Below are 21,431 nucleotides of genomic sequence, written 5' to 3'. Positions count from 1 at the left end.
ACGAAAAGTGAACGATGCAAGAGGGTCAATGATTGGAAGTCGTCATTAATTGGTCGGGCCAACTAATTTTTAGAAATGTGCTGGTGAGGGGGTTCGGTGCGCTCACGTGTGATTTCGGACACACTGTAGCAATGGTACCATGCACCACAGAGCGAACAACGCGATCCCGGCAGGCGGTAGCGGGCGCGCGGGCTCACCAGTCTCGGCCACGGAACCGTCGCCGCGCACCACCACACCGACGCCCAGCTCGCGCAGGCGTTCCTGGTCGTTCAAGGCAGCCTGCGCCGCCGTCCACCGCAGCGACGGCGGGTCCACCGCCACCCCGTCCACCGTCAGCGCGCCAGATTCGACGACGTTCATGGCTTTGGGGGCGGGGTCGACGACCGGATGGCCGTCGATAGGCACAAGCGCGGGGCGGGATTCGAAGAGGACGTCGCGGCCGCGGTGGTCGACAGCGGGGACCTCGACGGAGGTGGGGGTCAGCGCCGCGAGGGCGACCGGCGCGTCCGGGACCTGCAGCAGAGCGAACGCGGCGGCGGCGAGCGCGCGCCGGGGCTCGAGCGCGCCGGCGGCGGCGACGAAGGCGGGGATGGCGAGGATGAGCCACTTTTGGCCGTCGCGGAGCAGGCCGCCGCCCGGGAGGTGCTGGATGACCGGCGTGGTCAGGCCGGCCCAGGAGGCCAACGCCACCGCGAAGCCCAGCGCCGCCAACAGTAGAAAACGGCGGGGCACCTCGTGCCACGCCAAAGCGAGCAGGGCACAAAGCGCCACCCCGAACAGCGCGAACCCGAGCTCGCGGGAGGCCGGCACCGCCTGCCCGTTCCAGATCCCGCCCAGGCCCAGCAAGGAGCCGAGGGTGCCGGCGTAGGCCTCCGCGCGCGGGGCGAACGCCGCGGCGGACGCGGCCGAGGACGTGCCGGGTGTGCCGGCAAACACGCCCGCCACCACCCACGGCAGGCAGGTGCACACGCTGACCGCAACTCCGCGCCACCCGCGCGAAAAACACGCCGCCGCTAGCGCGCCGGTGGGGGTCAGCGACGCCAACCAGTGCGCCAGGCCTGATGCCGGAACAAGTCCCAACGCCACCAGCGGCAGCAGCCACGCCGCCGCGGCCAGCGACCACTGGCCCTGCAGCAGCCGCTCCACCACGAACGGGTTCCACACCGCCACCGCCATCGCCGCCGCCCGCCCGAACGGGGAGCGGCCGAACCGGTACCCCGCCCACGCCGCGCACCCCGCGGCGGCGACCATGAACACCCGCACGAACGCCACCGGCCACGGCAGGATCCCCAACAGCGCGTCCTGTGGCACATTGCGCGCGGCCAGATCGCCCCAGCCGAGCGACGCCCGGGTGAGCGCCATAGCATCGAACACCATCATGTCGCGCAGCGCGAACGCCTCGCCGGGCATAAGAAACGGCCAGGTCAGCGACAACACCAGTAGCGCGCCGTACGCGGGCGCCCACCAGCGGCTAACGGCGGCGCGCATACATCACCAGGCCCGCCACAAACGCCGCCGCGGCGACGACGCGGGTGACCACCGACATCACCTGCAGCCCCCGCAGCCACGCCACGTCGCGCCCCGCCGCCGACACCTGCGCCGCCTTGGTCTCCTCGGCCAGCACCCACTGGTCGGCGCCGCAGTCCCACACCTCGTCAACAATGCGGCCGGTGCGCCGCTCTGCGTCCACGGTGCGCACGCAGCCGTCCGAAAGCGCCGCCGAGTACTTGTACGTGTCCAGCCCCCGCACCGAACCGGGGCCCAGGTAGTCCAGCCCGACATCGTCGCCGGAGGTGGAGTCGAACATCGGGTAGGTGCGCCGCTCCGGGCGGTAGGGCAATAGCGGCCCCAGCCCGGCGCGCTCCTTCGCGGGGAAGGCGGTGGAGGGGTCGATGGGAAACGCGTCCACCTCTTCGCCGTCCAGCGTGACTACCGCGTCCAGGCTCTTCGGGGCCTTGGTGAGCTCGATGGTGCGGGTGCGGGGCGAAGTGCCGTCGAAAAGCATGGTGTACTCGCCCGGATCCAGGGTGCGCTGCTGCGCAATCACGATGGGGGAGGCGAGGTTGAGCGCGCCGCACACGACGATGATGCCTAGGCAGGCGGCAAGTCGGCGTCGCAGGTTCACCCGTGTCACCCTACCGGGTGGCTAGACTTGCGCCATCGTGAACAGACCCGCCATTTTGCCCGAGCTCGACGGCCTGCGCGCCGTGGCCGCCTACGGCATCGTGGCCACGCACGTCGCCTTCCAGACCGCCACCGGCTCCGCGATGCTGGAGCGCTTCGACTACTTCGTGGCCGTCTTCTTTGCGCTTTCGGCGTTCCTCCTGGCGCGCGGCGGTCTCCGTGAGGGCTACTACGGGCGGCGGGTGGCGCGCCTTGCACCCGCGTATCTTGTGTGCGTGGTGGTGGTGCTGCTCGCGCTACCGCCGCTCGCGGGGGTGACGTGGGGCCAGGTCGCGGCGAATGTGCTGCTTGCGCAGATTTACGTGCCGCATTCGCTTATCGACGGGCTCACGCAGATGTGGTCGTTATGCGTCGAAGCCGCCTTCTACCTGGTCCTGCCGCTGTATTTGCGCCTCGGGTCGTGGGGGCGGCACGCGGCGCTGGCGGGGGCCGTGGTGCTGGGCCTGGCGTGGCCGTGGGCGGTGTCGGGTGTGACGGATCCGGCGGTGGTGAACATGCAGATCTGGCCGCCGTCGTACGTCCCCTGGTTCGCGGTGGGGCTTGTGCTGGCGGAGCTGGAGCGCGCCGGCGTGCGCTACACCGGCCCGCGCTGGCCGGTTGCGGCGCTGGCGCTGCCGGTGGCGTGGGTCGGCGGGGTGCTGGGCCCGCGAGGGCTGGCACACCCCTCGCCGGCCGAGTTCAACGTGCGGGTGCTGCTCGGCGCGGTGTTCGCGGCGCTGGTGGTCGCGCCGTTCGCGCTGGGGCAGCGGCAGCGCGGCACGGTGCTGTCGTCGAATGTCATGCGCACCCTGGGCCACTGGTCCTACTCGGTGTTCTTGTGGCATATGGCGGTGCTGTACTTCGTCTTCCCCGTGCTGGGGGTGCCGATGTTTTCGGGCGGGTTCGCGCTGGTGTACGCGGCCACCGCGCTGGCGAGCACGGCCGTGGCGTACATCTCCTACGAGCTGGTGGAGGTGCCGGGGGCGCGGTTGGTCAGGCAGGCCACGGCGAACAGGCCGGCCACGACCAAGAAAGTGGAGGAACCGGCGTAGTTCGCCGCCGGCCACGCCGCGCGCGCCAGCACCAGCCCGCAGATGGCGATGGTTCCGGCCGCGACGCGGTGCATCGGTAACACGGTGAAGCGGCGCACCACCCACGCGAGGGCCACCGCCGCCAGGCCCTGGAACGGGAACGCGGCGATCACGGCCACGGTCGGCGCCCAGTTCGCGCCTGCTTTCGGCACGTACGGGGTGCCGTCCTCGCGCCGCCACGGCACCCACAAACACAGTGCGAGCACGAGCAGGCTGAACGCCCCGCCGAAAATCAGGGAATAGCGGTAAGCGCCCTCGCCCGCGAAGCGCATCGCGAACTCGCCGTCGGCTCCCGGAGGGACGCGGAAGGCCTGGGCGCCGGCGTCGATACGCAGGGGCTCCAACTCGGTGCCGCCGAGGGTGGCGCGGAGCCCGTCGTTGAACGCGCGGGTGGTCAGGATCAGCCGGTCGCCGGTGAGGTTGGGCAGCGGCGCGCGCGAGAGCATGACCGTGTCCGCGCGGGTGAACAGCTCGTGGGTGCCGGCTTCGAGGGAGACGCTGCCCACGCGGCGCTCGCCGTCGATGGTGGCGGGCGCGCTGAGCTGCCACGTGGCGTCCTCAGCGGTGGTGAAGCGGCGCTGGATCACGGTGTGCTCGGGGAAGTGGCGCTGGAAGAAGTAGCGGTCCGCGGTGCCTTCCACCTCGACGATGCGGTGGATGCCCACGTCGAGCTCGCGGATGCCCACGGGTTCGGTCAGCTGCAGGATGGTGGCGTCGCCGCGGGTGAGCCTGCGCGGCTGGTCCTTGACCAGGGTGACGCTGCGGCAGTTGCTGTGCCCGTCGCACAGCTGGACGGTGGTGTCCGCGGTGGCGGCGATGGTGACGTGCTCCTGCTGGGTTTGGAACTCGATCCAGGCGTCGCGGTCGCCGGGCGCGGGCCACCAGGCGGTCTCGTTTACGCCGTCGAAGGCGGAGGTGAGCGACTTCGACGCGTCGGGACCGCCGAACGCGCCTGCATCCGCGGCCGAGGACGACGCGCGGGCGAAGCCGTCGGCCGCCACCGCCGTGCGGGAGCCTGCGGAGGGGTAGTCCTTCACCCGGTTGCGCACCGTGCCGTCCTCCCACTCGGCGGCGAGATAGCCGGACTGGCCGTCGATGGTGCCGTAGTTGCGCACCGCAAGCGCCGGGGTGTCTGTAACAATATCGGCATCCCCGCCGGTCAGGCGTGCCGGGAAGTAGCCGAGCTCGCGCCACAGCAGCGGCAGCACCTCGCCGCCGCCGTCCACCGCAACCGGCTCGCGGTCCGACTCCATCACGTCCGCGTGCGGATCCAGCAGGTGAATGTCCACCTCGCCGAAGCTCGCATCCGGCTCGCCCAGGTTCGGTGTCGGCGGTTGGCGCTCCAGGTCGCGGCGCACCACCACCGCGCCCACACCGATGGAACGCAGCGCTTGCCTATCGACGAGCTCCGCCTGCCCCTCTAACCCCCGAATCGCCTCCGGATCCACCAGGGGCACCGCGTCGCGGAACGCGAAACGCGCCTGGGTCAGCGCCTGGATCGGCTCGTCACGCGTCCACCCCCACGTCTGCCGCGCAAAAGACGCCGGAGGAACCACTAGCGCGCGGGTGCCGGCGGCGTGCTCGTCCAACCACTGGCCCGCGGCGACCCAGTCCTGGGAAACCTCGTTCCATGTGCCCTCCGGCAGCAGGCGCAGCGACCACGCTGGCGCCACCGCCACTACGGCGGCAAGGGTGATGCCGACAGCCTTGGGGCGGTTCACGTTCGCGGCCAGGTGCCCGGCGCCGAGCGCGAGCGGCAGATGGACCAGGGGGTCGAATTTGTGCAGGTTGCGGAAGGGGGCGAGAGCACCGTCGTAAAGCGACGTGCTCATGTGCGCCGAGCCGAGCACCCAGAACCCCACCGCGAACACCGCAAGCAACGGCCCGCGCCACGGCATGTCGCGGCGCGCCAAGCCCGCGAGCCCGAACGCGGCGACGAGGCAGGTGGCGATGACGAACGTCGGCTCCGCCACCAGCAGGTGGCCAGCGGCGCGCTCCGTGTCCACGAACGGGGTCCAGCTGGTGGTGCCGCGCAGGATCTCCACAGGGTTGAGCCACGCGGTGGTCACGCCGGCGGATTCGATGAAGTCCGTGAACGGTGGGGAATAGCGCCCCAGCACCAACAGCGGCCCGATCCACCACGCCGACACCGCCGCCGCCCCGACGGCGAACTTGCCGGCGGCTTTATAAGCACGCCGGGCAATGAGCAGCACGAAGGCTGGCAGGCACGCGGCGATGGTGGCGGTGGCGTTGACCGCGCCCATGCACGCCACCGCCACCACCGCCGGCGCCACCTGTGGGTTGCGGCGCGTCAGCGGGATCAGCGTCCACGGCACGAGCGCCACCGGCCACGCCTCCGAGGAAATCGCGGTGAGGGTGGTCAGGATGCGCGGGCTTAGCGCGTACACCGCCGCCGCGAGGACCTGCGGAAACGTGCCGCGGATACCGACTCGCCGCGCCAACACGAGCGCGCCGGAGTACGCCAAGCCCAGCAGAAGCCACCACCACGCGCGCTGGATCAGCCAATCCGGCACATGCAGCAGATCCCCCGCCAGGAAGAACGGCCCCTGCGGAAACAAATACCCGTACGCCTGGTTTTGCACCTGGCCCAGCGGAAACTCGTCCGTGTAGGCGTGCGTCGCGCGGCGCAGAAACCGCGCCGGGGCGGCAACCAGGTCGAATTTCGTGTCCGCCGCAACCTGGCCCGGCGGCTGTGCAAGCACAACAACGAGCAGGACCAGCCAGCCCGCGAGGTGCGCGCGCATCCCCCGCACCAGCGCCTACTTCCTCGAGCCGTACTCCGGCCCGCCGAGAACCGCCTCATCCGCCGGCACCGCCGAACCCTGCGGCACCGCGGACTGCCCGGACACGGACGCGATGCCGAGCACCCCCACAACACCGAGCACCACGCCAACGACAGTGCTGGCCAAAACGGGCGCGGTGGCGCGCCGGGCAAGCGACGCCGGCAGGGCAAATACTCGGTGGGACATGTCGGAGAAGCCTACCAGCAGCGGGTACAGTGGCTGTGGTTTGAAACAGGGTTTGAAACAGGCGACAAGGGGAATGGTTTATGCGGGCTCGGACAGGTGCGGCGCTGCTCGCACTTGTTTGCCTATCGACGTTTAGCTTCGCCGGGTGTGCCGAACAGTCTGAGGACAACGCTGCTGAGTCGGCGGTTTTGGAGACTGCGGTTGCGGGCCGGGAGGACGTCGACAAGCAAGAAGCCCCCGAGATGGTGCCGCCTACTTCGCCCCCGGCCGCGCCCGCACCCTTGTCGCCCGCGCAGCAGCGCGTGCCGGACGACCTGCGGCAAAAGGTTGCTTCGCTCATGGTGGTCGGCGTGGCCAACTACGACCAGGCGCGGTTCGCGCTGGACCAGGGTGTCGGCGGGCTGATCATCCCCAGCTGGGCTGACCCGGCGCTGCTGACCGAGGTGGGCCGCGACATCAACGCCCTGCGCGCCCAGTACCACCGGCCGTTCAGCGTCGCCATCGACTTCGAGGGCGGCCGCGTGCAGCGGCACACGCAGGTCCTCGGCGAATTTATGCCGCCGCGCGCGCTCGCCGGGCAGCCACCCGAGGTGATCCGCGGCACCGGCTACGACATCGGTCGATCCCTGCGCGCCCACGGCATCAACGTGGACTACGCACCGCTGCTGGACCTGGACGTCAACGGCCTGGACATCGTGGGCGACCGCGCATTCCACGGCAACCCCGACGAGGTTGTGCGCGTCGCCGGGCTGTTCTCGCAGGGGCTTATCGACGCCGGGGTGACCCCGACGTTCAAACACTTCCCCGGCCACGGGCGCGCCTCCGGGGACACGCACCACCACTTGGCCGTTACCCCGCCGCTGGACCAGATGCGCGAGCTGGACCTGCGCCCCTACGGCCCGCTGCTGGAACAGTACCCGCGCGCGAGCGTGATGATGGGCCACATGATCGTCCCCGGCCTTGGCCCGGACGGCGTGCCCAGCTCCATGAACCCGGACACCTACCGGCTGCTGCGCACCGGCGACTACCCGGGCGGGGTGCCCTTCGAAGGCGTGGTGGTCACCGACGACCTGTCCGGCATGCGCGGCATTCTGGACTATGCCCCCACTCGCGACGCCGTGGCCAGGGCGATCGGCTCCGGCGCGGACCAGGCGCTGTGGTCCTCCGGCGCGGACCTGCCCGGCATCATCGACCACATCGTGTGGTGCGTGCACAACGGCTACATCCCTGAAGCCCGCGTGGACGAGGCCGCCACAAGGGCGCAGCAGCAGCTCATCGACGTGGGGTTGTAGGCGTCTCTCCGGCTATGAGAGATCAAAGATCTGCATTACTGTGGGGCCCGTGACTACGGTGAAGGCAACCTCGCACAGGAAGGGCCGCGCAGGCACCGCCAAGGGCGGGCCGGGCGTGATGGGCCGCGGCGCCAAAATCACGCTCAGTGTGCTCCTAGGCATCCTCGCCGTGGCGCTCGCGATTTATCTGGCGGATCTGGCTACCCACCGCGGCAACGTCCCCCGCGGCACCCAGGTCGGCGGCGTGGACATTGGTGCCATGGTGCCTGATGAGGCGCGCGAGAAGCTCCAGGCTGAACTCGGCGGCGTCGCCGACAAGGCCGTGCCGGTCAAGGCGGGGGAGAAGGCCACCGAGTTCGTTCCCGCGAAGTCTGGCCTGGGCATCGATTTCGACGCCACGGTGGACGCCGCCGGCATCGAGACCGCTAACCCCGTCGAGCGCTTCCGCGGTCTGTTCACCACCCGCGAGGTGGATGTCGTACCGACTGTCGACGACAAAGCCCTGGGCGGCCAGCTCGACCGCATGACCGAAGAGCTGCACGTGGACCCCGTCGACGGCACTATCCGCGTGCAGGGTGGCAAGGCCGAAACCACCGACCCGAAGCTCGGCCAGGACGTGGACCGCGCGACGCTTCGCGACGAGGTGACCACCGGCTGGCTCAACCCGGACGGAGTTGAGGTGGAGCCGAAAGAGGTGCAGCCCGCCATCAACGACGATGCCATGAAGGCCGCGCTCGGCGGCCCCGTGCGCGCGGCCCTCGACGGACCGATCACCGTCACCGGCAAGGACGGCGTCGCCGCCGCGGTGCCGCAGGACCGCATCGGCGAAATCGTGCAGTTCCCCGCGGTGGAAGGTCGCATCGCGCCCGAGGTGAACCTGGATGCGGCGCGCACAATCCTGGGCGACCAGCTCGCGGAGACCGAGGCGGAGGGCAAGAACGCGCGCGTGTTGGCCGGAGGCGGCGTCGAACCGTCCGTGGACGGCTCCGTGGTGGACTGGGACGCCACCCTGGCCGACTTTGAAAAGCGCCTGACCGGCGGGGCTTCCCGCGAATGGGACGCGGTGTACAAGGACGTGCCCGCGCAGTTCACCACTGAGCAGGCGCAGAACGCCACCTTCAACGACGTTGTCGGTTCGTTCACCACCAGCGGCTACTCGGGCGCGTCCGGCACCAACATTGCGCTGGTGGCCCAGACCGTCAACGGGGCGGTAGTGAACCCGGGCGAGACGTTCTCTCTGAACGGCTACACCGGACCGCGCGGCCCCGCGCAGGGGTATGTGGAGTCCGGCATCATCCTCAACGGGCGCGCGGACACCGCGGTCGGTGGCGGCATCTCCCAGTTCGCCACCACCTTGTATAACGCCTCCTACTTTGCCGGCATGACGGATGTGGCGCACATGCCGCACTCCTATTACATCTCCCGTTACCCGGCCGGCCGCGAGGCCACCGTGTACGAGGGCGCGATCGACTTGCAGTTCCGCAACGACAGCCCGTACCCGGTGCGCATCGCCACCAGCGTCGGCGGCGGTGAGGTCACGGTGAGCCTGATGGGTGTCAAGACCGTGACCGTCGAGTCCGTCAACGGTGGCCGGTGGGCGCAGACGCAGCCCCAGCCGGTGAACGTCTCCGGCTCGAACTGTGCGCCGTCTTCGGGCGCGCCTGGTTTCACCACCTCCGACACCCGCATCATCTACGACCTCGCCGGAAACGAGCTCAGCCGGGAAACCCAGACCACGGTGTACGACCCGCAGCCGATCGTGCGCTGCGGTTAGCGGTTAGCAACTAGCCGCCACGCACCCCACACCCGCGCGGCACCGAATGCCGCGCGTCCAATGTTCACGCTGTGTTGCCGCCCCGGTCGGGGCCGGCCCTGGAACCATCGCCGAGATCGAATAACGGCGGGTCGGTGGTTGTCTGGTTCGGTGGGTCGTCGAAAGCGGGGTATTTCTTCCGCACCCGCCGGATAGTCCTCTGACCTGGCGATTCTTGGTACTGACGTGTCGTGGTTGGCGTCGGTGGCCCGCCGTCGGCGGGGTGGTGGGTGACGTCCCAGGTGGAGGGGTCTTTCTCGAAATGGCCCTTGCCGCCGGCGCCGTCCCTGTTGTCGTTGTTGCACATGTGGTGCTCGCGACACAGGAGGACCAGGTTTTCCAGGTCTGTGAACCCGCCGTGCAGGTACGACTGGATGTGGTGGGCTTCCAGTTGCACGCCTGGCTTGGTGCATCCGGTCCAGGCGCACACCTGCTGCATGGCCAAAAGCACCAGTTTCTGCTCCACGCTTGCCAACCGCGCACGCCCGAGGGACAGCGGCACCCCGGTGCACGAGTCCAGCTGGAGGGCAAACGAATCGCCCGCCAACCCGAGCCGGACTATATCCAAGGCAGTCAGGGACACGGAGGTGTTCGTGGCGAACTCGGTGTAGGCGTCCGCCCCCATGAGGTCTTCCAGCGTCAGCGTCATTACCACGGTGCCGATGCCTTTGCGCGCCACGGCGGAGGAGTTCGCGTGGTCGCCAACAATGTCCATGAGTTGGTCGACCCGCCGTTGCCCGCGAGTGCGCTTGTCCTCGGCGCCGGGCGGCAGGTTTGCCCCGGGTGCCTCGCCGGCGGCCAGCGCGGCCTCAAATGCGGCGCGGCTGGCTTTGTCGAAGTAGATCTGCCCCCAGGAGCCGCCGTCGCTGTCCTCTTCACCGAAGATCATGGTGCGTTTCTTAAACGCGGCGAGTGGGTCCTTGCTGCCCTCGTAGTCTCGGCCCTTGCGGTTGGCGCGCTTGACCAGTGTGTTCACGTGCTTCCGTAGCTCTTCCGCGGACATGGTCTCCGCGGCCTCGAGCGCCTGCGCGTAGATTTCGTCGCGGCCCGGGTCCGAGTGCTCGTTGAGCTGCATCAGCGCCCGTTCGATGATGCGCTTCTTCTCCGCGTTGGCCTTCGCGGCAGCCTTCCGGGCACGCTCTTTGGCCTTGCGCGCTTCTTCCTTGCGGCGCTCCTCTTCCTCTGCCTGCTTTTTGCGGTCTTCCTCGTCCATGAGCGGGTCCGAAGGCGGCGTCGGCACCTCTACCTCGCCGAACATCGTCTTCGCTTGGTTAAGCAGGCTAAAGGCGTCGGCCCGGGGGAGCCCGAGCTGCTTGGTCAGATACTCCACAGGGTGGTTCGCGCCGACCAGCTTGCCCGCCCCGTCGCGCTCGCACAGGTGCGCAAACGCGATGTTCGCGTTGGATAGCAGCGGCAGCGCCGCGTGCAGCCGCTCCATCGCCTGGTGCGTGGACAGTAGGTGGAGGGATTCGGGCTGCATCATGAGCGCCTCGAGCGCCTTCAGGCTATCGACGAGCTGGTCCACGTGGTGGTCAATCACCGTGGTCATGGCCGGATCCCTCCCTTCAAAGTCACACCGTCAACGAATGAACAATGCACACGCTACGACACGCCTCCGACACGACCACCCAGAACGCGAACACCCGTTCGAACAAAACTGCCTGGCCAGCAACTTTAGCTCGTCGATAAGCAATAGGTGCTCACTCAAAATGTGCAGGCGGCACATGGTCGCCCACCTCGCGCAGTAGCCCCCACGAGGTGAGCTCCGCATAGAGAGGATCGCGAGGCATCAACGAATGGTGGGGCGCGTAGCCGTCGTACCACTGCCCGGAGTCGATGTTCGCCACGTCCGCATCCGGGCCGGCCTCGAGCATCGACGTGGATGTCGGCGTAACCACCGTGTCCGCCGACGAGTAGATGGAGGTGTACACGATCCCCGGCGCGGTGTCCGGGCCGCTCGCAAACTCGCGCAGCCAGGCGGAACCCGCGAGCTGCTGCGCCGCCCCCGGCGCGACCAGGGCGGTGAAGTGCGGGTGCTTCGAGGTGAACGCGCCCATCTGTCCTGCCATCCCGCGGAAGTCGGTGCCGTGGAAGTTGCCGCCCATCGCCACCACGCGCCGCACCTTCGCCGCGCCCCCGCGCGAGATGAACAGCTTGGTCATCAGCGCGCCCTGCGAGTGTGCCACAATATCCACCTGCTCCGCGCCGGTTTTCCGCAGCACGCGGTCCACGTGCTCTTCCACATCCCCCACGATCGAATTCAAGTCGCCGGCGCCGAAAAAGCCGGGCGCGATCATGTCGCCGTAGTCGTAGCCCCACACCCAAAACCCCTGCTCTTTCAGCCTTTGCGCGTTCGACTCAAACGCCGCGGTGCGCGAGTTGATCCCGTGCACGTATATCACCGGCGTGGGGTGTTCGGGCTGAAAATTCCGGTCGTTGAACGGCATCGGCGGGCGGTTTTGCAGCCCGCGCACCGCCCCGTACCCGGCTGCCAGTGTCATTATCGCGCTGCTGAGTTTCATCCTTTTGAGCATATTGCTTATCGACGTCCTCCGGTCCCCACTTGCGGTAGACCAAGCGGTCTGTTATTGTCTGTTCCTGGATCAAGAAGTCCGACGCACCCTGCATAAGGGGAAAGCCTCCCGGCTCGTCGGCTGGCAACCGCGCACATCGCGCACGGTGCCCCCGGGAGAAGATCCGCCGGCACGTGCAACCGCCGCGCCGGAAGTGCGATTCTCAAAGGAGATCAACCATGTCCTCCGACATGAACGACATGCCCGAAATGTCCAACCAGTCCAACATGCCCATCTTCGCCGACGACTGGGCGCCCGCAACCCTGGGCAACGTCAACATCAGCACCGTCACCTTCACCATCGACGGCACCGATGACACTGTCACCGCGGAATTCCCGTCGGCAATGGAGGCCTTCGACTTTGTCGGCCGCACCGGGCCAAAGTTCGAGTACTCCGCCATCGAAGGGGCAATCCGTGACCAGAACGGCACCGTCATCCCGCTGCCAGAGCGGCCCGCTGAGCGCATCCCGTGCGGCCACGACCAGTGCGACCTGGTTGCTAACGGCCACAAGGGGCACTGGATCCCGGTGCTGCGCGCCGCCAACGGGCCCAAAGAAGACTGGCTGCCCATCACCATCATCGAGCACGACGGCAACAAGCTGATCTTTTCCACCGAAGACGGCGTGTACACCTGCTACCACCACGATTCGGAGCGCCTGGCCAACGCCGTTTCCTACAACCGCGAGTGGCCCGTGTTGCGCGGCGAATTTAACGGCCGCAGCTACCCGGTGAGTGTGGTGTCCTCGAAGCCGATCGGGCCCTGCAGCCACGCATAATGCTTTTCGACGACCTCCCGGACCCCACCGCCTTCCTCACCGCGACCCGTAATTTCCAAAACGGCCGCTACTTCACCGTGAACGTGGGACAGCTCTTGCTCACGTTTCGGTTCCCGAATTCGAAGGAGGCGCTGCAGTGCATCCGCCGCCTCGGGTTCCTTTTCGAGTATTCGCCGGGGCGCAACGCGTTTCGCAACTCCTCCGGCGAGCTGATTTCCGCGCCGCCGGTGTGGGTGGCGCGCCGTTATGTCGACGCGGACGAGTGCGAGGTGGAGGGCAACGGCCACCATGTGCTCGGCGGCGAGATATGGGATGCCACCATGCACACCGACGAGGACTGGCAGCCCGTGGAGGTCGTGGAGCAGACCGGTTTGCGCACGGTCATTGCCACACCAATGGGCGTTGACGAGGTCTTCCACCACGACCCGTGGGCAATGCAGTTCGCCGTGAAGTACTGCGTGGGCTACAACGTAATGCAGTGCAATTTTCCGGAGGAAAGCGGCATCAAGGACCCGTTCATCTCCCTCGCACGTGCGGACATGCGCCCGTGTTCGAGGCAGGTGTACGGCCCCGAGGTGCCGTGGAAGATCCGCTACTTCTTGTAGCCCGCACCCCGAAAAAGAAAAGAGAGCCGGCGACGAGAATCGAACTCGCACTCTCAGCTTGGGAAGCTGATGTTCTACCACTAAACTACGCCGGCAGCTCTGCCAACTTTAGCACCACGGATTCGCGGCCCAAAACAGGGAAGTACACTCTGATTCGTGTTGCTTTCAGATCACGACATCCGCGATGCCATTGACTCCGGCCACCTCGGTATCGAGCCGTTCGATGCCGAGCTCATTCAGCCGAGTTCGATCGATGTGCGCATTGACAAGTTCTTCCGCGTTTTCAACAACTCGAAGTACACGCACATTGACCCGAAGCAGGAGATGCCGGATCTGACCACGCTCGTCGAGGTGCCGGACGGCGACGCGTTTGTCCTGCACCCCGGCGAGTTCGTGCTCGCCTCCACCCTCGAGTGCTTCACACTGCCCGCGGACCTGGCGGGCCGCTTGGAGGGCAAGTCCTCCCTGGGCCGCCTGGGGCTGCTCACGCACTCCACCGCAGGCTTCATTGACCCGGGCTTTTCCGGCCACATCACCTTGGAGCTGTCCAACGTGGCCAACCTGCCCATCGTCCTGTGGCCGGGCATGAAGGTCGGCCAGCTCGCGCTGTTCAACATGACCTCGCCCGCGGACACCCCGTACGGCTCCGGCAAGCTCGGCTCGAAGTACCAGGGCCAGCGCGGCCCCACCCCGTCGAAGGCGTACCTGAACTTCCAGTAAATCCGTTCTTCGCCCTGCCGACCTCGCCGCTCCACGGCATAATGGCCTCTTATGCGGATGACTGTGATTGGCACTGGTTACCTCGGGGCGACGCACGCGGCGTGCATGGCTGAACTCGGCCACGAGGTGCTGGGCGTAGACGTTGATGAAACCAAAATCGAGGCGCTGAAGAACTCCAAGGTGCCCTTTTACGAGCCGGGCTTGCCCGAGGTGCTCGAGCGCAACATCGAAGCAGGTCGCCTTGGCTTTACGACGGACTACGCCGAGGCCGCCGCGTTTGCGAACGTCCACTTCATCGGTGTGGGCACCCCGCAGCAGCGCGGCTCCTACGCGGCCGATACCCGCTACGTTGAGGCCGTCATCGACGATCTGGTACCCCAGCTCGAAGGCGAGCACCTGATCCTGGGCAAGTCCACCGTCCCGGTCGGCACCGCCGCCGCCCTGCAGGAACGCGCCGACGCACTCGCCGCCGCCAACGGCAACAAAGGCCAAGTGGAGATCGCGTGGAACCCGGAGTTCCTCCGCGAAGGCTACGCGGTCAAAGACACTATCGAGCCGGACCGCATCGTGCTAGGCCACCGCGCCGAGAACTCCCGAGCAGAGGAGATCGCCCGCGAGGTCTACGCCACCCCGCTGGAAAACAACACCCCGTTCATCGTGACGGATCTGCAGACCGCGGAGCTGGTGAAAGTCTCCGCCAACGCATTCCTCGCCACGAAGATCTCGTTCATCAACGCCGTGTCCGAGGTCTGCGAAAACGTCGGCGCGGACGTGACCCAGCTGGCGGACGCCATCGGCTACGACGACCGCATCGGCCGGAAGTTCCTCGGCGCAGGTCTCGGTTTCGGCGGCGGGTGCCTGCCCAAGGACATCCGCGCGTTCATGGCACGTGCCGGCGAGGTCGGCGCCGACCAGGCCCTGACCTTCCTGCGCGAGGTTGACGCGATCAACATGCGCCGCCGCCAGCGCGTGATCGACCTGGCGCGCGAGGAGCTCGGCAGCGTCATCGGCCGCAACATCACCGTCCTCGGCGCGGCGTTCAAGCCGAACTCGGACGACGTGCGCGACTCGCCCGCACTCGCAGTAGCCGGCCAGCTTTCGCTCGCCGGCGCGTCTGTGCGCGTCTACGACCCGCAGGGCATGGACAACGCCCGCAAGGTATTTCCCACCCTCGACTACGCCACCAGCCTCGAGGACGCACTGCGTGGCGCGGAGCTGGTCATCCTCGCCACGGAGTGGCAGGAGTTCAAGGAGATGGATCCGCGGTGGGCGGCGGGGCTCGTCGACAAGCAATTGCTCATCGACGGCCGAAACGTCCTCAACATCCAGCAGTGGCAGCAGGCGGGCTGGCAGCTCCGCGCCCTCGGCCGGAGCCTGTAGTTTCGTAGTACCTAATTCGGGCATACCTGCAGGGTGTGCCCGTCTTAGTAATTCTGGCTGAGTGGGGCATGATAGTCCGCATGTCCAAGGAGAAGTCAGGAAAGTTTGCCAAGGGCGCCCTGGGCGCTGCCGCCGCGGCGCTGGGTGGCGTCGCCATCCACGACCTCACACAAACCAAGTACCCGGTCCTGCGCAACTACCCCGTTTTAGGGCACATGCGCTACCTGCTCACGGACATCGGTCCGGAGCTGCGCCAGTACTTCATTGAACGCGACTGGGACGGCCGCCCTTTCAACCGCGACCAGCGCAACGCCATCTACGAGCGCGCGAAGGGCAAGCAGAGCGAGACGTCGTTCGGCACCGTCCAGGACGTCTACGACTCGAACCACGAGCACCTCGTGCACTCCATCGCCCCGGTGGAGGAGCCGGCCGAGCCGCCGCGCGCGCTCGTGGGCGGCAAGGACTGCACCAAGCCGTACTCCATCTCCATGCTGAACGTGTCCTCGATGAGCTTCGGCTCCCTGTCCAAGAACGCCGTGCGCTCCCTGAACAAGGGTGCGGCCATGGGTGGGTTCGCCCACAACACCGGTGAGGGCGGCATCTCCCCGTACCACCAGGAAAACGGCGGCGATCTGGTCTGGCAGATGGGCACCGGCTACTTCGGCGCCCGCACCGAGGACGGCGACTTCGACCCGGCGAAGTTCCGCGACAAGGCGCAGGACGACCAGGTCAAGATGGTGGAGCTGAAGCTCAGCCAGGGTGCCAAGCCGGGCATCGGCGGCGTGCTGCCGGCGGACAAGATCACCAAGGAAGTCTCGGAGATCCGCGGCGTGCCCATGGGCGTGGACTGCATCAGCCCGGCCGGCCACCGCGTGTTCAGCACCCCGGTCGAGCTCATCGAGTTCATCGCGCAGATGCGCGAGCTTTCCGGCGGCAAGCCGGCGGGGTTCAAGATGTGCGTCAGCAGCCGTCGGGAAGTGCTCGCCATCTGCAAGGCCATCCGCGCGGTCGGCACCGCGCCCGACTTCATCGTGGTGGACGGCTCCGAAGGCGGCACGGGTGCCGCGCCCATCGACTTCGAGGACCACATGGGCATGCCGCTGACCCACGGCCTGATGCTCATGCACAACGCGCTGGTGGGCACTGGGCTTCGCGACCAGATCAAGATCGGCGCCTCCGGCAAAGTCGCCGGCGGCTCCGACATCGTCATGCGCATGATCCAGGGCGCGGACTACACCAACTCCGCCCGCGCCATGATGATGGCCACCGGCTGCATCCAGGCGCAGCGCTGCCACACCGGCGAATGCCCCACGGGCGTTGCGACCCAGGACCCGCGTCGCAACCGCGCCATCGTGGTGGAGGACAAGTCCAAGGCGGTCTACAACTTCCACAAGACCACCGTCAGCACCGCCGTGCGCCTCATGGCCTCCATGGGCGTCTCGGATCCGTCGGAGCTTCGCCCCGACATGCTGCGCCGCAGCGTCTCGCCGACGGAGTCGCGCTCCTACGCCTCCATCTACGAGTGGCTGCGCCCGGGGCAATTGCTTGACGACGCCCCGTCGGTCTGGGCCCCCGACTGGAAAGCTGCCTCCCCGGACACCTTCCGCCCCGTGGCGTAGCTGCCGGTGGTGGGCCTGGGGTGGGCTGGCTGGCCAGCTCCCAGGCCCCAGCTCCAACCAAGCTCAACCGGCCCCACCCAGCCCCAAAACGCGGATCTGCTAGTTCGCTCAGGAGACAACCACCGACGAACTAGCAGATCAGCGTCATGTCTGGTCACTTATTGGACGCAAAGTGCTTGACACGCACACTGGTTCACCGTAGTTTCTGAACAGACCGCGTCCCCGAGGGAAGGAGTAGGCAGTGCTCACGTTCCGTGTTTCCGCATAACACGAACCAGAAAGACAGATGAGCATGCCTATTTCCCTGAACAACATTTCTCTCGAGTGGCCCAATGGAACCACGTGCTTTGAAGGCCTGAACGCCGTATTTGATAGTCGGCTTACCGGGTTAATCGGCGACAACGGATCCGGTAAATCCTCCCTGATCAAGATCATCCTCGGTCAGCTCGAACCGACGAGTGGATCGGTGGAACGCCCCACGAATATCGCGTACTTGCCGCAGGACCTCACGCTGCGGGCGGATGACACCGTGGCTGATGTTTTTGGAGCCACTGAAATCCTCAACGCAATTGCATCGGTGGAGGCCGGGGAGTTCGATCCCCAGCTGTTCGAAACCATCGGTGACCGGTGGGATATCGCCGCAGAGATCACCGCCACACTGTCCGCGCATGGACTCGACCTGCCTTTGGATAGAACCCTGAATACGCTTTCCGGCGGTGAAACAGTCCGGGTAGCGTTGGCCGCGTTGTTTTCCGGCGCCCCCGACTTCGTTGTCTTGGATGAGCCAACAAACAACCTCGACCACCACGCGAAAGAGCAGCTCATACGGGTGCTGGAGGCGGCGTCGGTACCTGTGCTCGTCGCAAGTCATGACCGCGACTTGCTGCAGAGCGCCACCGAAATTGCTGAGCTGCACGACGGCCGGCTGCGAATGTTCTCCGGCAACTTTTCCGCATACAAGGAGACGCTCGCGCAGGAGCAGGAATCAGCGATACGCGGGGTGAGGGACGCAAAAGCGAACCACCGCAAGCAGGTCAAGGAGCGGGAAGCGATGCAGACACGCATCGATCGGGATGCGCGCCGTGGAAAGAAGTTCGCCGCCTCGAAGCGCAAGCCCGGCATGGCGATGGGATTGGACAAGGACAGGTCTGAAAAGACTGCGGCGAGACGGGGGTCGGACCACGCAGGAGCGGTGGAGGGCGCGCTCGCCGCCTACAACAAAGCCCAGGAAAAAGTCCGCGATGATCAAGCTGTCTTTATCGATTTGCCCGGCACCGAGCTGCCCAATGGTACCCGGGTCTTGGACATTCCCGGACTGACAGTCGTAGGTCCCGAGCGGGTGCGCATTACCGGTCCTAACGGAAGTGGCAAGACTACGCTGCTCAACTCCATCGCGAGTGGGCAGGCAGGCTACGTCATCGACGACGTGGGTTACCTTCGCCAGCGCATTACGCTCAACCCAGAGCTGACGGTGCTGGAGCTGGTGACGCAAACCAACCTCGAGGCAGAGCCGCAGTATATCCGCGACCAACTTGCGCAGCTGCTGTTTCAGAACGACACCGTGCACGCCCCCGTTGGCACGCTGTCCGGCGGGGAGCGATTCCGCGTTGAGCTCGCCCGTATCCTGCTTTCTCACCCAGCCCCGAAGCTATTGCTTCTCGACGAGCCCACCAACAATATCGACATTTCCACAGTGGACTGGCTCGTCTCCGCACTGGACAGCTACGCCGGTGCGATCGTCCTGGTCAGCCATGACGAGGATTTCTGTGCGCGAATAGGTCTCACCCGCGAAGTCACCATTGAGACCTTGCAGTGCAGTTGACTGTTATGGGCGTACGAACCTTCGAACCTTGGCTGCCGTGCCAGGGCTCGTCGCTTTTTCTAGTTGGCTGAGGACCGTCTCTCCGTCCTTAGAAGCGGAGAGTTCTACGCAGAGAGAGTGTTGGCATCGACGAAGGCGACCGGCACGCTTCGTCGCGGGATCGCGCTACTCGGTGAACCCGATTTCATTGGAGAAATCCGCAAGTTTTCGAGCTACATGCTGGCGACGCTCGAATTCTGAATCCGCACTCTCCAGCACACGCAGAATCATTTCTGCTTGGCGATGGGAAAGAACAACATTCGCCGATGATGTTTGCGCTGCTTCGCGCATCGCCTGACGGAGGGTTCGCGCGTTATCGCGGAACGCCTCCCTCGGGACGGGCACGGAAGTCATATGCGCAGGATACCTCGTCTAAGCCACCGTCGGAATCCCTAGTGCTGGTGGTAGTCCGCCAGGAAGTTGCCCAGGCGCTCGATGGCGTTTTCCAACTGCGACGCCCACGGCAGGGTGACCACGCGGAAGTGGTCCGGGGTGGGGTAGTTGAAGCCGGTGCCCTGGACCATCAGGATCTTTTCGGATTTGAGCAGGTCCAGCATGAACTTCTCGTCGTCGTGGATGTTGTACATCTCCGCGTCGATCTTGGGGAAGCAGTACAGCGCACCCTTCGGCTCCACCACGGACACACCGGGGATCTCGCGGAGCTTCCGCACTGCGACGTTGCGCTGCTTGTGCAGGCGCCCACCCTCGGCAGTGAGCTCGTAGATGGACTGCCGTCCGCCCAGTGCCACCTGGATGGCGTGCTGGCCCGGCACGTTCGCGCACAGGCGGGTGCCCGACAGCAGATCCAGGCCTTCGATGAAGCCGGTGGCGCGGCGCTTCGGGCCCGTGATGACCATCCAGCCGGCGCGGTATCCGCACACCCGGTACGCCTTGGACAGGCCGTTGAAGGTGATGCACACGAGATCCGGGGCGATTTCTGCCATGGAGGTGTGCGAAGCTCCGTCGTAAAGTATGCGGTCGTAGATCTCGTCGGCGAGCACCATGAGCTCGTGCTCGCGGGCGATGTTGGCGATGCCTTCGAGCACCTCGCGCGAGTACACGGCGCCGGTGGGGTTGTTGGGGTTGATCACCACGATCGCCTTGGTGCGGTCGGTGACCTTGGAGCGGATGTCCTCGAGCGAGGGATTCCAGTCGTCCTCCTCGTCGCACATGTAGTGCACGACCTTGCCGCCGGCGAGGGTGGACGCGGCGGTCCACAGCGGGTAGTCGGGGGCGGGGATGAGGATCTCGTCGCCGTCGTTGAGCAGCGCCTGAGTGGTCATGCTGATCAGCTCGGACACGCCGTTGCCCAGGTAGACGTCGTCGATGTCGAAGGGTGGGAAGCCGTCGATCATCTCGTAGCGAGTGACCACCGCGCGGCGCGCCGAGGTGATGCCCTTGGAGGTGGTGTAGCCCTGGGAGGTGGGCAGGTTGGCGATCATGTCGCGCATGATCACGTCCGGCGCCTCAAAGCCGAAGACGGCCGGGTTGCCGGTGTTGAGCTTCAAAATGGTGTGGCCGTCGCGCTCCATCTTCTCCGCGGTGGCGGTCACCGGCCCGCGGATGTCGTAGAAGACGTTTTTCAGCTTGTCCGCTTGGTCGAAATGACGGTGCTTCTGCAGTGGCTCACTCATGCCACTCCACTGTAGGCCTCTTTAGTTCTTGCGGAAGCGGTTTATCGTGTTTTGTGCGACATCGAGCGCATCCGAGGTCAGCTGGTTGAACTGATCCTTGCGCTGCACCCGCATCATGGCCTGCTGGTGCGCCTTGGCGGATTCGATCTCCAGCTGGCGGCGCTTGATCTCCTGGCGGCGCTGCTGCTCCAGCTGCCGCAGGCTGGGGGTGTACCAGGAGTCGGGGCCGACCTTCATCACGTACAGCAGGATGAACAGGGTGGGGATGATCAGCAGGAAAACCGGGTGCAAAGCGGTCAGCCCGAGCGCGCCGACCGTGCCCAGCCAGAAGACACCTGCGCGCATGCGCTTGCCGGAGCGGCGCGCCTGCATGATCTCGCGGCCGCTGTAAAACACATCGCCCGAGTGCACTTCTTGCCTCTCGACGGCACCTCCGGCCGGCTGCGGCGGCAGATCCCCCAAAATCGGATCGAGGTCGGAGTGGACCTGTGCCTCGGCGACTTGCCGGCAGCGGTCGTCGAACTCGCCCATGTTGAGCCGGCCCTCGCCGAGTGCGCGGCCGAGGGTGTCCATGGCGTCCATGCGCTCCTGGTCGCCGATTCTGAAGTTGCCGTATGGGGTGCTCACGCCGGACATACTAACGCCCCGGACGGCTGTCATGCACGTCCGGGGCGCGGGGAGGGGATTGGGGTTAGTCCTGCGGGCGCGGCTGCTTGCCGTCGTTCCAGCGGGAGTCGTCCTCGTGGGTTTCGGCTTCTTCCACGGTGTGCACGCCCTCGCCGAGGGGCTTGGTGTCCATGTCCTGGTTCGGGTTGTCCGCACCGGCTGAAGCAGCCTTGTTAGCTGCGCCGTCTGCCGGAGTGTCGATGCTGGTGTACAGACCTTCGTTTTCTGCAGTCATGCGTCCGATGCTA

19 protein-coding genes, 1 tRNA gene and 1 riboswitch are annotated in these 21,431 nt (G+C 66.5%); of the genes, 9 read left to right on the top strand and 11 right to left on the bottom strand.

Annotation, left to right across the window (positions count from 1 at the left end; genetic code table 11):
• Positions 1-102 precede the first annotated feature (102 nt).
• Both H0193_RS07230 and H0193_RS07225 read right to left on the bottom strand, forming a co-directional pair.
• Positions 103-1,488, bottom strand: a complete 1,386-nt coding sequence (locus tag H0193_RS07230; protein WP_181889202.1) for an MmpA family trehalose lipid delivery protein — start codon at positions 1,486-1,488, stop codon at positions 103-105.
• The gene (locus tag H0193_RS07225; protein WP_181889201.1) at positions 1,472-2,125 is read right to left on the bottom strand and encodes a porin PorA family protein; all 654 of its coding nucleotides are present in this window, start codon (positions 2,123-2,125) and stop codon (positions 1,472-1,474) included. The genes H0193_RS07230 and H0193_RS07225 overlap by 17 nt, the downstream gene beginning before the upstream one ends.
• A 37-nt stretch (positions 2,126-2,162) precedes the next feature.
• Here H0193_RS07225 and H0193_RS07220 point away from each other — a divergent pair, with 37 nt between their 5' ends.
• Positions 2,163-3,215 (top strand): acyltransferase family protein, encoded by a 1,053-nt coding sequence (locus tag H0193_RS07220; RefSeq protein ID WP_338026618.1) that lies wholly within the window; start codon positions 2,163-2,165, stop codon positions 3,213-3,215.
• On the opposite strand, the gene H0193_RS07215 is transcribed toward H0193_RS07220, so the two are convergent.
• Positions 3,122-6,019, bottom strand: a complete 2,898-nt coding sequence (locus tag H0193_RS07215) for an alpha-(1->3)-arabinofuranosyltransferase domain-containing protein (RefSeq protein ID WP_181889655.1) — start codon at positions 6,017-6,019, stop codon at positions 3,122-3,124. The genes H0193_RS07220 and H0193_RS07215 overlap by 94 nt on opposite strands.
• Before the next feature lie 15 nt (positions 6,020-6,034).
• A complete protein-coding gene (locus tag H0193_RS07210) occupies positions 6,035-6,244 on the bottom strand; it encodes a DUF2613 family protein (RefSeq protein ID WP_181889200.1) in 210 nt (69 codons plus the stop codon).
• Positions 6,245-6,324: 80 nt separating this feature from the next.
• Between H0193_RS07210 and H0193_RS07205 the strand changes: the two genes are divergently transcribed.
• Together H0193_RS07205 and H0193_RS07200 are read left to right on the top strand one after the other, a co-directional pair.
• Complete coding sequence (locus H0193_RS07205; RefSeq protein WP_181889199.1) at positions 6,325-7,536, top strand: glycoside hydrolase family 3 N-terminal domain-containing protein; 1,212 nt, start codon at positions 6,325-6,327, stop codon at positions 7,534-7,536.
• Between the two features lie 118 nt (positions 7,537-7,654).
• Positions 7,655-9,310 (top strand): VanW family protein, encoded by a 1,656-nt coding sequence (locus H0193_RS07200; protein ID WP_181889653.1) that lies wholly within the window; start codon positions 7,655-7,657, stop codon positions 9,308-9,310.
• Positions 9,311-9,374: 64 nt separating this feature from the next.
• Here H0193_RS07200 and H0193_RS07195 read toward each other — a convergent pair whose 3' ends face one another.
• Positions 9,375-10,898: an HNH endonuclease signature motif containing protein gene (locus H0193_RS07195; RefSeq protein ID WP_236883430.1), complete on the bottom strand. Its 1,524-nt coding sequence runs from the start codon at positions 10,896-10,898 to the stop codon at positions 9,375-9,377.
• Between the two features lie 151 nt (positions 10,899-11,049).
• Positions 11,050-11,871: an alpha/beta fold hydrolase gene (locus H0193_RS07190; RefSeq protein ID WP_236883429.1), complete on the bottom strand. Its 822-nt coding sequence runs from the start codon at positions 11,869-11,871 to the stop codon at positions 11,050-11,052.
• Positions 11,872-11,950: 79 nt separating this feature from the next.
• Positions 11,951-12,085, top strand: a riboswitch (SAM riboswitch).
• A 16-nt stretch (positions 12,086-12,101) separates the two neighbouring features.
• Between H0193_RS07190 and H0193_RS07185 the strand changes: the two genes are divergently transcribed.
• Positions 12,102-12,698 carry a hypothetical protein gene (locus tag H0193_RS07185; RefSeq protein WP_181889198.1) on the top strand — a complete coding sequence of 199 codons (597 nt, stop codon included), beginning with the start codon at positions 12,102-12,104 and terminating at the stop codon, positions 12,696-12,698.
• Positions 12,698-13,303 carry a hypothetical protein gene (locus H0193_RS07180; RefSeq protein WP_181889197.1) on the top strand — a complete coding sequence of 202 codons (606 nt, stop codon included), beginning with the start codon at positions 12,698-12,700 and terminating at the stop codon, positions 13,301-13,303. The genes H0193_RS07185 and H0193_RS07180 overlap by 1 nt, the downstream gene beginning before the upstream one ends.
• Positions 13,304-13,327: 24 nt before the next feature.
• Here the strand turns inward: H0193_RS07180 and H0193_RS07175 are convergent.
• Positions 13,328-13,398, bottom strand: a tRNA-Gly gene (locus H0193_RS07175).
• A gap of 61 nt (positions 13,399-13,459) precedes the next feature.
• Here H0193_RS07175 and dcd point away from each other — a divergent pair.
• The 4 genes from dcd to H0193_RS07155 all read left to right on the top strand — a co-directional run bounded on the left by dcd (position 13,460) and on the right by H0193_RS07155 (position 18,844).
• Positions 13,460-14,023 (top strand): dCTP deaminase, encoded by a 564-nt coding sequence (gene dcd, locus H0193_RS07170; protein WP_181889196.1) that lies wholly within the window; start codon positions 13,460-13,462, stop codon positions 14,021-14,023.
• Positions 14,024-14,074: 51 nt separating this feature from the next.
• Positions 14,075-15,403, top strand: a complete 1,329-nt coding sequence (locus tag H0193_RS07165; RefSeq protein WP_236883428.1) for a UDP-glucose dehydrogenase family protein — start codon at positions 14,075-14,077, stop codon at positions 15,401-15,403.
• A gap of 80 nt (positions 15,404-15,483) precedes the next feature.
• Positions 15,484-17,022: an FMN-binding glutamate synthase family protein gene (locus H0193_RS07160; RefSeq protein WP_236883427.1), complete on the top strand. Its 1,539-nt coding sequence runs from the start codon at positions 15,484-15,486 to the stop codon at positions 17,020-17,022.
• A gap of 292 nt (positions 17,023-17,314) precedes the next feature.
• Positions 17,315-18,844, top strand: a complete 1,530-nt coding sequence (locus H0193_RS07155) for an ABC-F family ATP-binding cassette domain-containing protein (protein WP_181889193.1) — start codon at positions 17,315-17,317, stop codon at positions 18,842-18,844.
• 165 nt (positions 18,845-19,009) lie between these two features.
• Here H0193_RS07155 and H0193_RS07150 read toward each other — a convergent pair whose 3' ends face one another.
• From H0193_RS07150 to H0193_RS07135, 4 genes are read right to left on the bottom strand one after another with little or no spacing between them, the layout of a single operon-like run.
• On the bottom strand, positions 19,010-19,237 hold the full coding sequence (locus H0193_RS07150; protein ID WP_181889192.1) for a hypothetical protein: 228 nt from the start codon (positions 19,235-19,237) through the stop codon (positions 19,010-19,012).
• Positions 19,238-19,275: 38 nt separating this feature from the next.
• Positions 19,276-20,517 carry a pyridoxal phosphate-dependent aminotransferase gene (locus H0193_RS07145; protein ID WP_181889191.1) on the bottom strand — a complete coding sequence of 414 codons (1,242 nt, stop codon included), beginning with the start codon at positions 20,515-20,517 and terminating at the stop codon, positions 19,276-19,278.
• Positions 20,518-20,538: 21 nt separating this feature from the next.
• Positions 20,539-21,153, bottom strand: a complete 615-nt coding sequence (locus tag H0193_RS07140) for a DUF1707 SHOCT-like domain-containing protein (RefSeq protein WP_202032101.1) — start codon at positions 21,151-21,153, stop codon at positions 20,539-20,541.
• Between the two features lie 55 nt (positions 21,154-21,208).
• Positions 21,209-21,418, bottom strand: coding sequence for a hypothetical protein (locus tag H0193_RS07135; RefSeq protein ID WP_181889189.1), 210 nt, complete (start codon positions 21,416-21,418; stop codon positions 21,209-21,211).
• Positions 21,419-21,431: the final 13 nt, after the last annotated feature.

The organism is Corynebacterium haematomassiliense (assembly GCF_013978595.1).
Taxonomy (GTDB): domain Bacteria; phylum Actinomycetota; class Actinomycetes; order Mycobacteriales; family Mycobacteriaceae; genus Corynebacterium; species Corynebacterium lehmanniae.
The sequence above is the reverse complement of the archived record's forward strand: the minus strand, read 5'-3'. Positions and strand labels throughout refer to the sequence as shown.